Annotated in this window: 9 protein-coding genes; 5 read left to right on the top strand and 4 right to left on the bottom strand. The window is 68.3% G+C overall.

From position 1 onward, the window contains the following. Window positions 1-101: 101 nt before the first annotated feature. A complete protein-coding gene (gene ileS / locus ABNQ38_RS19935) occupies window positions 102-2,945 on the bottom strand; it encodes an isoleucine--tRNA ligase (RefSeq protein ID WP_377809878.1) in 2,844 nt (947 codons plus the stop codon). A 376-nt stretch (window positions 2,946-3,321) separates the two neighbouring features. On the opposite strand from ileS, the gene ABNQ38_RS19930 reads away from it, so the two are divergent. The 4 genes from ABNQ38_RS19930 (at window position 3,322) to ABNQ38_RS19915 (ending at window position 8,560) form a co-directional block, all read left to right on the top strand. Further along, window positions 3,322-4,299: a glycosyltransferase family 10 domain-containing protein gene (locus ABNQ38_RS19930; RefSeq protein WP_377809877.1), complete on the top strand. Its 978-nt coding sequence runs from the start codon at window positions 3,322-3,324 to the stop codon at window positions 4,297-4,299. Window positions 4,300-4,330: 31 nt separating this feature from the next. Beyond that, entirely contained in the window at window positions 4,331-5,053 is a 723-nt protein-coding gene (locus tag ABNQ38_RS19925) for a hypothetical protein (RefSeq protein ID WP_377809876.1), read from the top strand. A gap of 67 nt (window positions 5,054-5,120) precedes the next feature. Beyond that, entirely contained in the window at window positions 5,121-7,766 is a 2,646-nt protein-coding gene (locus tag ABNQ38_RS19920; protein ID WP_377809875.1) for a tetratricopeptide repeat protein, read from the top strand. Further along, window positions 7,763-8,560 (top strand): galactosyltransferase-related protein, encoded by a 798-nt coding sequence (locus ABNQ38_RS19915; protein ID WP_377809874.1) that lies wholly within the window; start codon window positions 7,763-7,765, stop codon window positions 8,558-8,560. Before ABNQ38_RS19920 ends, ABNQ38_RS19915 begins: the two co-directional genes overlap by 4 nt. 50 nt (window positions 8,561-8,610) lie before the next feature. Here the strand turns inward: ABNQ38_RS19915 and ABNQ38_RS19910 are convergent, their stop codons facing one another. The 3 genes from ABNQ38_RS19910 to ABNQ38_RS19900 all read right to left on the bottom strand — a co-directional run bounded on the left by ABNQ38_RS19910 (window position 8,611) and on the right by ABNQ38_RS19900 (window position 12,933). After that, window positions 8,611-9,294 carry an orotate phosphoribosyltransferase gene (locus ABNQ38_RS19910; RefSeq protein WP_014247028.1) on the bottom strand — a complete coding sequence of 228 codons (684 nt, stop codon included), beginning with the start codon at window positions 9,292-9,294 and terminating at the stop codon, window positions 8,611-8,613. 125 nt (window positions 9,295-9,419) lie between these two features. Further along, window positions 9,420-11,096 (bottom strand): methyl-accepting chemotaxis protein, encoded by a 1,677-nt coding sequence (locus tag ABNQ38_RS19905; RefSeq protein WP_377809873.1) that lies wholly within the window; start codon window positions 11,094-11,096, stop codon window positions 9,420-9,422. A 130-nt stretch (window positions 11,097-11,226) separates the two neighbouring features. Next, window positions 11,227-12,933 carry a methyl-accepting chemotaxis protein gene (locus tag ABNQ38_RS19900; protein ID WP_377809872.1) on the bottom strand — a complete coding sequence of 569 codons (1,707 nt, stop codon included), beginning with the start codon at window positions 12,931-12,933 and terminating at the stop codon, window positions 11,227-11,229. A 216-nt stretch (window positions 12,934-13,149) separates the two neighbouring features. Here ABNQ38_RS19900 and ABNQ38_RS19895 point away from each other — a divergent pair, with 216 nt between their 5' ends. Beyond that, window positions 13,150-14,781, top strand: a complete 1,632-nt coding sequence (locus tag ABNQ38_RS19895) for a S10 family peptidase (RefSeq protein WP_377809871.1) — start codon at window positions 13,150-13,152, stop codon at window positions 14,779-14,781. Window positions 14,782-14,792 lie beyond the last annotated feature (11 nt).

The raw sequence follows: 14,792 nt of genomic DNA, 5'->3' as shown, positions 1-14,792 counted from the left end.
GGGGGAAGCGCGGCGAGGAGCGTCCGGCAGGCGGAACCCCCTCACCCTAACCCTCTCCCCGGGGGGGAGAGGGAATAAGGCCGCAACTGTTACGACTTGCCTCATGCCACCGCGTCGGAGCAGCGGATGCAGAGCGTCGGATGGTCATGGACCGTGCCGACCTCCTCCAGGACCTTCCAGCAGCGCTCGCACTTCTCGCCGTCGGCCAGAGCCGGGGCGACGGCGATGCCGGGGACGTCGGGCAGGGTGAAGGCCCCCTCCGGCGCCGCGGCGTCCGTCACCTCGATGGCCGAGGTGATGCAGACGTCCTGGAAATCGACATCGGCCAGCAGGGCCTTGGTCGCGGCGTCGACGAAGACGGTCGGATCGGCCTGGAGGGACGAGCCGATGGTCTTGTTGGCGCGCTCCAGCTCCAGGGCGCCGGTGACGACGCGGCGGACGGTGCGCACCGCCTCCCACTTGGATGCCAGCGCGTCGTTGCGCCACTCCGCCGGCACCTCCGGGAAGCCCCGCAGATGCACGCTCTCGTCGGTCCAGCCCGCACCCTCGGTCAGGCCTTCCGGCCGGGCCAGCCACGCCTCTTCCGCGGTGAAGCAGAGGATGGGCGCGAGCCAGGCGGTCAGGTTGGAGAACAGATGCTCCATCACCGTCCGCACCGACCGGCGGCGCACCGAGTCGACCGGATCGCAATAGAGGCTGTCCTTGCGGACGTCGAAATAGAAGGCCGACAGCTCCACCGCACAGAAGTTGTGCAGGGCCACGAACAGGGCGTGGAAGTCGTAGGCCTCGACCTTCTCGCGGACCAGCGTGTCCAGCTCCGACAGGCGGTGCAGGACCCAGCGCTCCAGCTCCGGCATCTCGGCGGCGTCGATCCGCTCGGCCGGGGTGTAGTCGGCGAGCGCGCCCAGCAGGTAACGCAGCGTGTTGCGCAGGCGGCGGTAGAGGTCGGCCTGGGTCTTGATGATCTCCTTGCCGATGCGGAGATCCTCAGAATAGTCGGAGTTGATGATCCACAGGCGCAGGATGTCGGCGCCATACTGGTCGCAGACCTCCTGCGGGGCCACCACGTTGCCCAGCGACTTGGACATCTTGCGGCCCTGCTCGTCGAGCACGAAGCCGTGGGTCAGCACCGCGTTGTAGGGCGCCCGGCCGCGGGTGCCGCAGCTTTCCAGCAGCGAGGAGTGGAACCAGCCGCGATGCTGGTCGGAGCCTTCCAGATAGAGGTCGGCCGGCCAGGCCAGCTCCTCCAGCCGCTGTTCCAGCACGAAGGCGTGCGAGGAGCCCGACTCGAACCAGACGTCGACGATGTCCCTGACCTGCTCGAAATCCTCGGCGGAATAGGAATTGCCGAGGAAGTCCTGCGGGTCGCGGGCGAACCAGGCGTCGGCGCCCTCCTGCTGGAAGATGTCGGCGATGCGGGCAAACACCGCCTCGTCGCGCAGGATCTCGCCGGTCACCTTGCGGACGAACAGCGCGATCGGCACGCCCCAGGCGCGCTGGCGGCTGATGCACCAGTCCGGGCGGCTCTCGATCATCGAGCGGATGCGGTTCTCGCCCTGCGACGGGACCCAGCGGGTGTCGGAGATCGCCTGCAAGGCCACCTTGCGCAGGTCGTTCGTCTCCATCGAGATGAACCACTGCGGCGTGGTGCGGAAGATCAGCGGCGCCTTGGAGCGCCAGCTGTGCGGATAGCTGTGCTTGATGCGGTTGCTGGCCAGCAGCGACCCGGCTTCCTCGAACGCCTCCAGCACCGCCTTGTTGGCGGGGCCGGTCTTGCCCTGGTCGGTGTAGACGGCCAGCCCGGCGAACAGCGGCACATGGGCGTAATAGCGCCCGTCCTCGCCCACCGTCTGCGGCACCTCGATGCCGTTGGCCTGGCCCAGGCGGAAGTCGTCCTCGCCATGGCCGGGGGCGATGTGGACGAAGCCCGAACCGGCATCGGTGGTCACGAAGTCGCCGGCCAGCAGCGGCACCTTGAAGTCGTAGCCCTTGCCGTTCAGCGGGTGGCGGCAATAGGTGCCGGCGAGACGCGAACCGGGGAAGCGGTGCAACTGCTTCCACTCGGTGATGCCGGTCTCCTTCAGCACGCTCTCGGCCAGCGCGGTGGCGAGCACGAGGCGCTCGCCGACCACCGCCTTGCTGCCCTCGGCGACCGCCGTGACCTTGAAGGTCGCGTATTCGATCTCGTCGCCATAGGCGATGGCGCGGTTGCCCGGCAGGGTCCAGGGGGTGGTCGTCCAGATGACGATGCTGGCCTCGTCCACCTCCGGCGCCGACGACCCCCAGACGGGGAAGCGGGCGAAGACGGTGGTGGAGGTGTGGTCGTGGTATTCCACCTCGGCATCGGCCAGCGCGGTCTTCTCGACCACCGACCACATCACCGGCTTGAAGCCCTTGTACAGGCCGCCGTTCACCGCGAACTTGTGGATCTCGCGGACGATCTGCGCCTCGGCCGGGAAGGTCATGGTGGCGTAGGGCTGCTTCCAGTCGCCCTCCACGCCCAGACGGCGGAACTCGGCGGCCTGGATGCCGACCCACTCCTCGGCGAACTGGCGGCATTCGGCGCGGAACTGGATGAGCGGCACGTCATCCTTGTTCTTGCCGGCCTTGCGGTACTTCTCCTCGATCTTCCACTCGATGGGCAGGCCGTGGCAGTCCCAGCCGGGGACATAGTCGGCGTCGAAGCCCTGCATCTGGCGGAAGCGGACGATGACGTCCTTCAGGATCTTGTTGACGGCATGGCCGATGTGGATGTTGCCGTTGGCGTATGGCGGGCCGTCATGCAGCACGAACTTCTTGCGGCCCTTGGCGCCGGCGCGCAGCTTGCCGAACAGGTCCATTTCGGCCCAGCGCTTCAGCAGCTCGGGCTCCTTGGTCGGCAGGCCGCCGCGCATGGGGAAGTCGGTGCGGGGCAGGAAGACGGTCGATTTATAATCGCGGGTCATATCGGATCCCTGGGGGAAAGCATTACCGTCGGGCGGCGATGAGGCCACCCGGTCCACAGCAGGTCTCTATCCCGGCCCTCCTCAGAGAGCCGGGCCGGTAATTCGCGTGCGATGCGCAGGAGCGCGCATCATCATCGGGATCCGCAAGGAGACGTCCATGGCGCCGGATATTAGCGGCGCGGGCCGTGCGGTCAAGGACCGCTCACATGCGCCGTGTGCAACCGCGAACCGGTTTCGCCGGGGGGAAGTCCCCTCGGCGCCGGCTCCCGAAATTACCGCTGGCAACCTGGCGGGGGCAAAATTACGGTGTGTCCGCCGAGCTTGTCCGGGGTGCGGGCCGCTCGCGGCAGTCAGCGCGTGCGGGAGCGTCTTCGGCATGATCGACCAGCGGACCGGCGGCTTCCTGTCGGAGTTCCTCGACACCCCCAACAGGGATCCGGCGGTTCTGGACCGCTTCCTTCTGCAGGGACCGGACGGCGGCCGGCGCGGGGCGAAGCCGCGCCTGAAGGTCGCCTTCTTCGATTTCTGGCCGGACTTCGATCCGTCCGCGAACTTCTTCGTGGAAATCCTGTCCGCCCGCTTCGAGGTGTCGGTGGTCGAAAACGACAGCGACCTCGCCGTCGTCTCGGTGTTCGGCACCCGCCACCGGGAAGCGCGGACGGCCCGGTCGATGTTCTTCACCGGGGAGAATGTGCGGCCGCCGCTCGACGGCGTCGACATGTCGGTGTCGTTCGACCGCATCGACGATCCCCGGCATTTCCGCCTTCCGCTCTACGTCATGCATGCCTACGACCACCTGCGCGAAGGGGCGGCGCCATATTTCTGCCATTCCGTCCTGCCGCCCGTGCCGCCGACACGGGAGGAGGCCGCGGAGCGGAAATTCTGCGCCTTCCTCTACAAGAACCCCAACTGCGCCCGCCGCAACGACTTCTTCCACATGCTCAGCGCCCGGCGCCATGTCGAGTCGGTGGGCTGGCTGCTGAACAACACCGGCAGCGTGGTGAAGATGGGCTGGCGGCCGAAGATTCGGGTGTTCTCCCGCTACCGCTTCGCCTTCGCCTTCGAGAACGCTAGCCATCCCGGCTATCTGACCGAGAAGATCCTGGACGCTTTCCAGGCCGGTGCGGTGCCGCTCTATTGGGGCGATCCCGGCGTCCTGCGCGATGTCGCGGCCGGCAGCTTCATCGACGTGTCGCGATACTCCTCCGACGAGGAGGCCATCGATGCCATCCTGGCCGTCGACGACGATTACGGCGCCTACCGCCGCTACCGCAGCACGCCGCCCTTCCTCGGCACGGAGGATTTCCACTTCGACGCCTACCGTCTGGCCGAATGGATCGAAAGCCGTCTTTGAACGTGGCTTTGAATGTGGGGGAGGTGGAGCGATGAGGCGGGTGCTGTTGAATTATGCCGACGGGGCCTTCACGACGGCGCAGAAATACAATGGCAGGACCGGCATGGAGACCGGCGGCTTCGACGGCGTCGCGATGATGGGGCGTCAGCGCATCGATGCCGCTTTCGCATCGCGGAACCGGCATGTGCTGGACCAGCCGCGCGGGGCCGGCTATTGGCTGTGGAAGCCTTACTTCATCGACCGGCTGCTGCGCGAGGATCTGAAGGACGGCGACATCCTGTTCTACAGCGACAGCGGCGCCCATTTCGTCCACAGCGTCGATCCGCTGATCGAGATTTGCCGGCAGCGGCGCGATCTGCCGATCCTGCTGTTCACGCTGGACGATGATCACCGCAACGGTGTCTGGACCAAGCGCGACTGTTTCCACTTCATGGGGCTGGACCGGCCCGATGTCGTCGAGGCGCCGCAGATCATGGGCAGCTTCATCATGTGCGAACGCGGGCCTGAAACCATGGACTTCGTCGCGCAATGGCTGCGGCTTTGCCAGGATGCCCGGCTGATCACCGACGCGCCCAACGAATGCGGCCTGCCAAACTATCCGGAGTTCCGCGACCATCGCCACGACCAGAGCATCCTCAGCCTGCTCGGCCGCCGCCATCGCGTGACAACCATTCCCGACATCTCGCAATGGGGGGACGGGAGCCGTCCGGCCGAGATTCCCCGCATCATGGAACACACGCGCTGGCGCGACTAGGGCCGGTTGTGGCAGACAGAAGCCCGGTCCGTTTCCTTCAACCGCCAGCGGCGATCGGCAGCAGCGCATGACCAATTTTTCCCGTGCCGTGGCGGCGGAAAACGCCGGCAGGCTGGAGGAGGCCAGGGCCCGCTACCTCGACGTCCTGCGGGCCGAGCCGCAGAACCCGGCGGCCCTGCACCGGCTGGGGGTGGTGGAGTTGCGGCTGGGCAACCCGCGCGACGCGGTGGTCCTGTTCCAGAAGTCTCTGGCCATCGCCAAGGATCTGGAGGTCTATCTCGATTTCGGCGCGGCGATGGCCGGCATGGCCCGCTGGGATGCGGCGGCGACGGTCTATGGCGCCGCTCTGCGGGTCGCCCCCGCATCGGCCGACGCCCATTACGGTCTGGCGCTGGCCCTGCACCGGCAGGGGCGCCCACAGGATGCCGAGCCGCATTACCGCAAGGTGCTGGCGACCTGTTCCCATCTTGGAGAGATCCACAACAACCTCGGCGTCGCCCTTCAGGACCTCGGCCGGTTCGCGGAGGCCGCCGCCGCTCATCGCGAGGCGGCGCGGATCGATCCCGCCGACGCGGCGTCCTGGTCCAAGCTGGGCGTGGCGCTCCATGCCATCGGACAGAGAGCCGAGGCGGAAGCCGCCTTCCGCAAGGCGCTCGGCCTTGCGCCGCAGGATGCCGACTGCTGGCACAACCTGAGCGGCCTGCTCGACGCCGGCGGTCGCCCGGCGGAGGCGCTCGCCGCCGGCCGTCTTGCGGTCGCGTTCGATCCGGGGAGCGCCCGCAACTGGCTGGCCCTGGGCAATGCCGCCGGTGCCGCGCGGCGTCTGGAGGAGGCATGGCGCGCCACGTCGGCTGCGGCCCGGCTGGAGCCTTTGAACCCGGCGGCGCGCAACAATCTCGCCAGCGCCTTGCAGGAACTTGGACGCTGGCACGAAGCGGTGGCCGAATACCGTGCGGCGCTGGAGCTGCAACCGGATTTTCCGGTGGCCGAGATCAATCTGGCCCAGGCTCTGTCGGGGCTGCGCGAGGCGGATGGCGCACTGGCGGTCCTGCGGGCCCTGCTGGCGAGGCAGCCGGCGAACGGCGAGGCCTGGCGGCGGCTGGGCAGTGTGCTGGCGGAGGCCGTCCGCCCCGATGCCGCGGTGGCCGTTCTGCGCAAGGCGGTGGCGCTGGCCCCCGGCGATCCGGATGCCCAGGCCGATCTGGCGATGGCCGCCGCGATGGCCGGCTGGAGCACTCAGTCGGTGGATGCCTGCCGGCGGGTCCTCCGGTTGGTTCCCGGCCATGCCGCAGCCCTCGGCCAGCTCGTGCATCAGCAGAGGCTTCTGTGCGACTGGCGCGATCTGGACGGGCTGGAGGCGGAGCTTCTCCGGCAGGTGCGCGCCGGGGCGGAGGGGGTGTCGCCCTTCGACGTCCTGTCCTGCGCCTCGACCCTCGCCGACCAGCAATCCGCCGCGGCCCGCTGGGCGTTGGCGAAGGCCCGCGGCGCCGGGACCGTCACCCGGCCGGCGGCGACGGCGACGATGGCGGCCGCAGGCGATGGGCGGTTGCGGATCGGCTATCTGTCGTCGGATTTCCGTGAGCATGCCATGGGCCACCTGATGGTCGATGCGCTGGAAACCCATGATCGGTCCCGCTTCGCCGTCACCGCCTATTCGACCGGCCTCGACGACGGCAGCGCGCTGCGCCAGCGGTTCCAACGCGGGATCGAGCGCTTCGTCGACCTGCGCCGCCACACCGACGCCGATGCGGCGCGGGCAATCGCGGCGGACGGCATCGACATCCTGGTCGATCTGACCGGCTTCACCTCCTTCTCACGCACCTCGATCCTGGCGGCTCGTCCCGCCCCGGTGCAGGTCAACTGGCTGGGCTATCCCGGGACGCTGGGGGCGGGCTATGTCGACTACATCGTCGCCGATCCCACGGTGATCGCGCCGGGCGAGGACGGCTTCTTCAGCGAGCGGGTGGTGCGGCTGCCGGATTGCTATCAGCCCAACGACCGCCGGCGCGCCATCGCCGAGGCCACGCCGACGCGCAGGGACTGCGGGTTGCCCGAGGATGGTTTCATCTTCTGCTGCTTCAACAGCGCCTACAAGCTGACGCCCGCCTTGTTCGACGGCTGGGCGCGCATCCTGGCGGCGGTGCCGGGCAGCGTGCTGTGGCTCTATGCCGGGACCTCCCAGGTGGCGGTCAACCTGCGCCGCGAGGGCGAGGCCCGCGGTCTCGATCCCCACCGGCTGGTCTTCGCCCAACCCCTGCCGCACGCGGAGCATCTGGCGCGGCACCGGCTGGCCGACCTGTTCCTCGACACGCTTCCCTACAACGCCCACACGACGGCCAGCGACGCGCTGTGGGCGGGCCTGCCGGTGCTGACCCGGCGCGGGACCACCTTCGCCGGGCGCGTGGCGGCCAGCCTGCTGCGGGCGGCCGGATTGCCCGAGCTGATCGTCGACGGGCAGGAAGCCTACGAGGCGGAGGCGGTGGCGCTCGCCCGGTCGCCCGGACGGCTCCGCGACCTGCGGCAGCGGCTGGCACTCAACCGGCCGGTCTGTCCGCTGTTCGACACGCCGCGCTTCACCCGGCATCTGGAGGCGGCCTACCGGGCGATGTGGGACATTCACCGGGCCGGCGGGGCACCGCGCCCGATCGCCGTTACGGCTGAGGACGCCGGCGGTCCGGCATCCGCCATGCAGGGAGAAGGGGAGAACGCATGACCACCGGCGAGAGCACAGCAGCGCGGCTGCACATCGTCGTCCCCTACCGGGATCGCGAAGACCATCTCCGGCAGTTCGTTCCCTGGGTGAGCGCTTATTTCGACCGTCTGGCGCAGCCGATCGATTATCGCGTCACCTTTGTGGAGCAGGAGGCCGGGCTTCCCTTCAACCGTGGGGCGCTGAAGAATGCCGGCTTCCTGCTGGGCGAAAGGCAGAGCGACTATGTCTGCCTGCACGACATCGATTATCTGCCGGTCGATGCCGATTATTCCTGGGCCGACTGTCCCACCCCGATCCTATGGTACGGGGCGGAGCTGCGCCCGGTGGCGCCGGGACGCTCGGACCGCACGGTGACGACCAACCTCGAAAGCACGATGGGCGGCGCGTTGTTGATGCCGAACGCGGCGATGCGGCAGGTCGACGGCTATTCCAACCTCTTTTGGGGCTGGGGATACGAGGATTTCGACTTTTCGCTGCGCATCCGGGCGCGCCGCATCCCCACCGGCCGGCGCAAGGGGCGTTTCCAGCCGCTCGACCATGCCAACGACGGCTTCACGCCGGACGCGACGCCATCCCCCATTTCCCTGGTGAACCGCCGCGTGCTTCAGGAGCTTTGGTCTTCCGGCAAGATCCCGGCCGGCGACGGTTTGTCCTCGCTGTCCTTCGAGGTGCTGGACCGCAGGCCTTGCGATGGGTGCGTCGAGGGCGCGCAGGACCGTTGGGAGATCGTCCGGGTTCGCTTCGCCCATGTCCCAACGCCGGAACAGGCGGCGGCGGACGGCACCCACGCCTGACATCAGCTTGACATCGCAGGGGGGCGGCGACTCCACCGCCCCCGATATCGTCACATGCTCGACTTGCCGCCGTGGGCCGACGACCAGCCGACCGGGTCGTTCAGGAACTTTTCGACTTCCGACAGGGTGTTCTCGTCGAAATAGCGGTTGTCGCGGGCGACCTTCAGCACGTCCCACCAGGTGCACAGCGCGTGCAGGCGCACGCCGATGGCGTCCATGTTGACCTTCGACTGCGGGAAGATGCCGTAGTGGAAGATCACGAAGGTATCGGTCACCTGGGCGCCGCCATTGCGCAGGGCGGTGACGAAGTTCTCCTTGCTCTTGCCGTCGGTCGCCAGATCCTCGACCAGCAGGACGCGCTGCCCCTCGGTCAGCAGCCCCTCGATCTGGGCGTTGCGGCCGAAGCCCTTCGGCTTCTTACGCACATACTGCATCGGCAGTTCCAGCCGGTCGGCGATCCAGGCGGCGAAGGGGATGCCGGCGGTCTCGCCGCCCGCCACCGCGTCGATGGCCTCATAGCCGATCTCGCGCTCGATGGTGGCGACGGCGAAATCCATCAGCGCCTTGCGGGCGCGCGGGAAGGAGACGATGCGGCGGCAGTCGGTGTAGACCGGGCTGGCCCAACCCGAGGTGAAGATGAAGGGCGTCTCGGCGTTGAAGTGCAGCGCCTTGATCTCCAGCAGGATCTTGGCCGCGGTGGCGGCAATGGTGGCCTGATCGGGCAGGGTCGACATGGAAAGAGGGCTCCGGAAAACGGGATGGCATCGCGCGGATGCCCATTGTGTAGCGGGGGAGGGCGCGATTCGCAATTCCCGACCATCCCTCCTCGCTCATCCCGGCAGGAACCGGGTATCCGCCGTCAGGCTGTCTGCACGGTGCGGGTGTAGCTGTCGACATCCGTTCGCAACTGCTGCATCTCCCGGCGCAGCTTGGCCGCGGCCCCCGCCAATTCGCCAGCGGTGCGGTCGGTCCGCACGATGACGTCGTGGACGCCGCCCAGCATGCCGGACATCGCGGTCACCGCGCCCGACCCGTCCTTCATCGCCCGCAGGATGCCCTCCGCCGCGTCCGATTGGCGCGACACCGCATCCGCGATGGCCGCTCCGCTGTCCCGGGCCGCATCCACCGTCCGGGAAACACCGTCCATGGCATGGACCGCTTCGTCCACGCTGGTCTGGATGCCGGCGACCTGGCTTTGGATGTCATCGGTCGCACGTGCGGTCTGGCCCGCCAGGCTCTTGACCTCGCTGGCGACCACGGTGAAGCCCTTGCCGGCCTCCCCGGCCCGTGCCGCCTCGATGGTGGCGTTCAGCGCCAGCAGGTTGGTCTGGCTGGCAATCGAATTGATCAGCCCGACGACCTCGCCGATGCGCCGCGACGCCTCGGCCAGTTCGCGGATGCGGCCCGCGGCTTCATCGGTCCGCTGGACGGCGTCGGCGGTCATTTGGGCGGCCTTCCCGCTGTGGCGGCTCACCTCGTCGATGAGGGCTCCCAACCCATCGGCGCCGGCGGCGGCGTCGCTCACGATGCGGCTCGCGGTGTCCGCATGCCCGCGCACATGGCCGACCTCGTCCGCCGCGCGGCCTGCGTCCTCGGACATCGTGCCGGCGGTGGATTGAAGCTGTTCGCTGGTGGTGCCCAGCCCGCTCAGAATGATCTCGGTCTGGTGGGTGAAGCGGTCCGTGGCGTCGTTCAGGGCGGCAAGTTTGCGCTGCTCCTCGTCCCGCCGCGTCTCCTCCTCGACCCGGCGGCGGTCGAGATCGCTCGCCTGGCTTTGCATCAGCATCACGGCCGCGGTCACCCGGCCGATGGCATCGTCCACCGGATACCTCAATGCAATATCGCGTCGTCCGCGTCCGATCTCGGCGATTCCGTCCGCGGCGCGGTCGAGCGGCCGGGTGATCGAACGGCCGATCACCAGCGCCATCAGGGCCGATCCGCCGATGGCCAGTGCGGTCACCACGCCGATCAGCACATAGGCGTAGGTCGTGATGCTGGCCGAATTGCCGTTGCTCGCCTGGTTTTCCGCCCGGATCAAGGTGGACAGGGCTTCGTTGCGCTCCTCCAGCCGATGGAAACGCTCCAGAAAGCCGGCAAGTCCGTCCTTCGCCTTCGCCCTGTCGCGCAGGGCCGCCTCGATCAGCCCCTCCGCCGCCCGGATGTACTCCTCCATCTCGGGCAGCAGTTCATCCAGCCCCTTGCCGATGGCGGGACTCAGGGCAAGATGCCGGTTGGCGCTCAACGCCTCGCGAAACGTGTCGGCATGTTCCTTGAGATCCTTTCGGACCTCGTCCCGCTCCGCTTCGGCTCCGTCCGGGCCGGTCAGAAGAGCGGCAAGCACGTCGGCACGCAGGGCGTCGTGCATCATGTCGCCTGCCTGATGATTCGACAGGGCTTCCCCCGTGATCAGAACCTGACGGTTCGCACTGTCGACCATGGAGAGCGCCGAGACGGCGACGCCCCCCACGACCAGCAAGGCCAGAGCGAAAGACAAAGGCAGCAGAGACAATTTCCGGGACAGGGTCAGGACGGACATCTGCACAACCCTTCATTGGTGCGCGAAATAGGATTGACGCATCATCCGTGCAGGATAGGCAATTTTATATGTTGAGTCCCATAGGGGTTTTCGGGATGTTGCGCGAACGCCCGGCCGTTCGCGCACTTCATCAGACCTTGCCGCGCACGCTGCCCAGGAACCGGTCCACCTGGGTGTGCAGCAGCTCCGCCTGCTTCGACAGCTCCCCGGACGAGGAGAGCAGGCGCGATGCGCCGCTGCCGGTTTCGGAGGCCGCCTGGAGCACGCCGCCGATCGAGGACGAGACTTCGTTGGTGCCGGCTGCCGCCTGCTGGACGTTGCGGGCGATCTCCATGGTGGCGGCGTTCTGTCCGTCGACCGCCTGGGCGATGGTGCCGACGATGACGTTCACCTCGCCGATGGTGGCGGCGATGCTCTGGATCGCCTCCACCGCGTCGGCGGTGGCGGTCTGGATCTCGGCGATCTGCTGCGAAATGTCGCCGGTCGCCTTGGCGGTCTGGTTGGCGAGGCTCTTCACCTCGCTGGCGACGACGGCGAAGCCCTTGCCCGCCTCTCCCGCCCGTGCCGCCTCGATGGTGGCGTTCAGCGCCAGCAGGTTCGTCTGCCCGGCGATGGAGTTGATGAGGTTCACCACGTCGCCGATCTGGTTGGCCTTGGACGACAGGCCGTCGACGATGCGGTTGGTGCCGTCGGCCTGATCGGCGGCCTGCTTGGCCTTGCGGCTGCTTTCGCCGATCTGGCGACCGATCTCGGAGATGGAGGCGGCCAGTTCCTCCGCGGCGGCGGCCACGGTCTGGACGTTGACCGATGCCTGCTCCGACGCGGCGGCGACGGTGGTCGCCTGGGTCTCGGTATGGTCGGCTGTGGTCGCCAGCGACTTCGCCAGTGCCCGCACCTCGGTGGAGGAGGAGGCGACGCTGTCGACCACGCCCTTCACCTCATTCTCGAACCGGTCGGCCAGCGCGGCCATCTCGGCCCGCTTGCGCTCCTCGGCTGCATGTTCCGCCTCGGCCTGACGGCGGCGGAAGGCATCGGCTTCCACCGCGTTGGCCTTGAAGACCTCGACTGCACCGGTGATCTGCCCGATCTCGTCCCTGGAATCCGATGCCGGGACAGTGACGGTCAGATCGCCGCGCGACAGCGTCAGCATGGCGTTGGTCAGGCGGCGCAGCGGGCGCAGGGCGGCCACCGTCCACAGGCCGAAGGCGCCGGCCAGCAGCAGGGCGGCACCGCACAGCGACAGCATCAGCGTCTGGAAGCCCTTGGCGACCTCGCGCGCGCGCGCGGCGATGGTCTGGTTCTTGCGCTCCTGCAGGTCGATGAAGGCGTTGATGCGCTTCAGCCATTCGGTGAAGGCCGGGCGGGCGTCCTGCATCAGCCCCTTCTGCGCTGCGGCCATGTCGTTCGCCTTGCGGGCGGCGATGACCGTCTTGATCGCCGGCAGGCTCTTCGCCTCGATCTCCTTGATGCCGGCCAGCAGCTGCCGTTCCTCCGGCTCGATGTCGGTCATGCTGGCGAACATGGCGTCGAGCGGCTTGGCGGAGTCTTCGTAAAAGGCTGCCAGCCGGTCGATGTCGGCCAGCACCAGCGACAGGGTCGCCGGGTCGGTTGTCAGCACCACGTCGCGCAGGGCGATGGCCCGGTCATGGACGCTGCCGCGGAAATTGATGGCGTAACGCTGCTTGACGCTGTTGACCTCGTTGATCCGGGTGAGGTCGGCGTCGATCTTCCGCACCTCGCGGACCCCGATGACGGTCAGGCTGATCAGAAGCACAAGAACCACGCCAAAGCCGAGAAACAAACGTGTGCGTATCGTGGCGTGCCGTGGAAGGAACATGTCGGCGCATCCCGTCAAAGTTGGCCCGCATGGGCAATAAACTGACCTTATCCCAAAAGGCGTTACCTTTTTGGGTTACTCAACATGTGATTTTCTGTAGACCGCGGCAAGGCGGCCGGCGCAACCCTGCGCAAAAATGTGCGGGTTGCGGATCGAAGCCGCCGCCGCAATATGCGAGGCCCGGAGACCGATCCGGAAACCGCCTTGGATTTGCCGATGCAGCCCCTGCCCACGTCCCGCCGCAGCCGCAGCCTGTCACGCCTGCTGGCGACAGCCTTGCTCCCGGCCCTGCTGCTTGCGCCGCTGGCGCCCGCGTCGGCCGCCGATGCGGATGGGGGCGCCCAGCAGGACCGGCCTGAGCACGCCGGAACGGCTGCTGCCAAGTCAGAAGGGGCCAAATCCGAAACCGCAAAGGCCGACGCTTCCAAAGCGGATGACCTCCGGGGGTTCGATTCGCAGCGCAGCGTGACCAGCCACAGCCTGCCGCTGCCGGACGGTGCGTTGGCCTACACCGCGACGGCGGAGTTCCTGCCGCTGCGCGACGGCGCCAAGGAGGAGCTGGCGGCGCGCATCTTCACGGTGACCTACACCGCCGACCCCAAGACGCCGGCCGCCGGTCCGCGCCCGGTCACCTTCGTCTTCAACGGCGGGCCGGGGGCGGCGTCGGCCTACATGCATCTGGGCGCTGCCGGTCCGAAGGTCGTCGCCTTCGGTCCCGACGGGGCTCTGCCGCCGCCGCCAGCCCCGCTGGTCGACAATCCCGACAGCTGGCTTGCCTTCACCGATCTGGTCTTCATCGATCCGGTCGGCACCGGATACAGCCGCGCGGTGAAGCCCGACGAGACGGAAAAGCGCTTCTGGTCGGTGGACGGCGATGCGCGGTCGATGGCCGAGATCGTCCGGCTCTGGCTGACCCGGAATGGCCGCTGGTCTTCGCCGACCTTCCTGGCGGGGGAGAGCTATGGCGGCTTCCGCATCGCGAAGATGGCGGACGAGCTGATCGATCAGGTCGGGCTTGCGGTGAACGGGCTGATCCTGGTTTCCCCCGTCGTCGATTTCGCCGCCATCGACGAGGACGGCATCCTCGGCCCGGCCTGGAAGCTGCCGTCGATGGCGGCATCCGCCGCCGCGCTCGGCCGCACCTCCGGCACGCCCGAACAGGCGGCGGAGGCGGCGGAGCGCTTTGCCCTCGGTCCCTATCTCACCGGGCTGGCCGGTCTCGACTACGGACGGCTCGATGACGCTCGGGACGTCTTCGCCGAGGTGGCGCGCATCACCGGCCTGCCGGTGGAGACGGTGCGGCGCCAGCGCGGGCGCGTGCCGATGGGTGTCTTCACCCGCGAGCTGCTGCGCGACCGCGGCCGCATTCTCAGCATCTATGACGGCACCTTCACCGCTCCCGATCCCGATCCGGGTGCGCCGCGCGTGCCGTTCGATCCCTTCCTGAAGGGCACGGTGCCGACCTATAGCACGGCCTTCGCCGCCTATGCCCACGACGCGCTGGCGGTGCGCACGGAGCAGCCCTACCGGCTGCTCAGCGACCGGGTGAACCGGAACTGGGAGTGGCCGCGCATGTCGGTGCCGAGCGCGGTGGATGCGTTGCAAACGGCACTGACCCTTCAGCCGGCGCTGCGGGTGCTGATCGTCCATGGCCGCACCGACCTGATCACGCCCTACATGGCCTCGCGCTGGGTGGCGTCGAGGCTGGAACTGCCGGAGGGCGAACGCGGCCGGGTGGCGGTGACGGTGCATCCCGGCGGCCACATGATGTACACGCGGGGCCAGGGCCGCGCGGCGCTGGCGGCCGACGCCCGTGCGCTGATCGCGGAGAGCCTGCGCCCGCGGTGACCGGCGCCTGC

This window comes from Azospirillum sp. A29 (assembly GCF_042604625.1).
Taxonomy (GTDB): Bacteria; Pseudomonadota; Alphaproteobacteria; order Azospirillales; family Azospirillaceae; genus Azospirillum; species Azospirillum palustre.
This window is presented reverse-complemented; position numbering and strand designations above follow the sequence as displayed.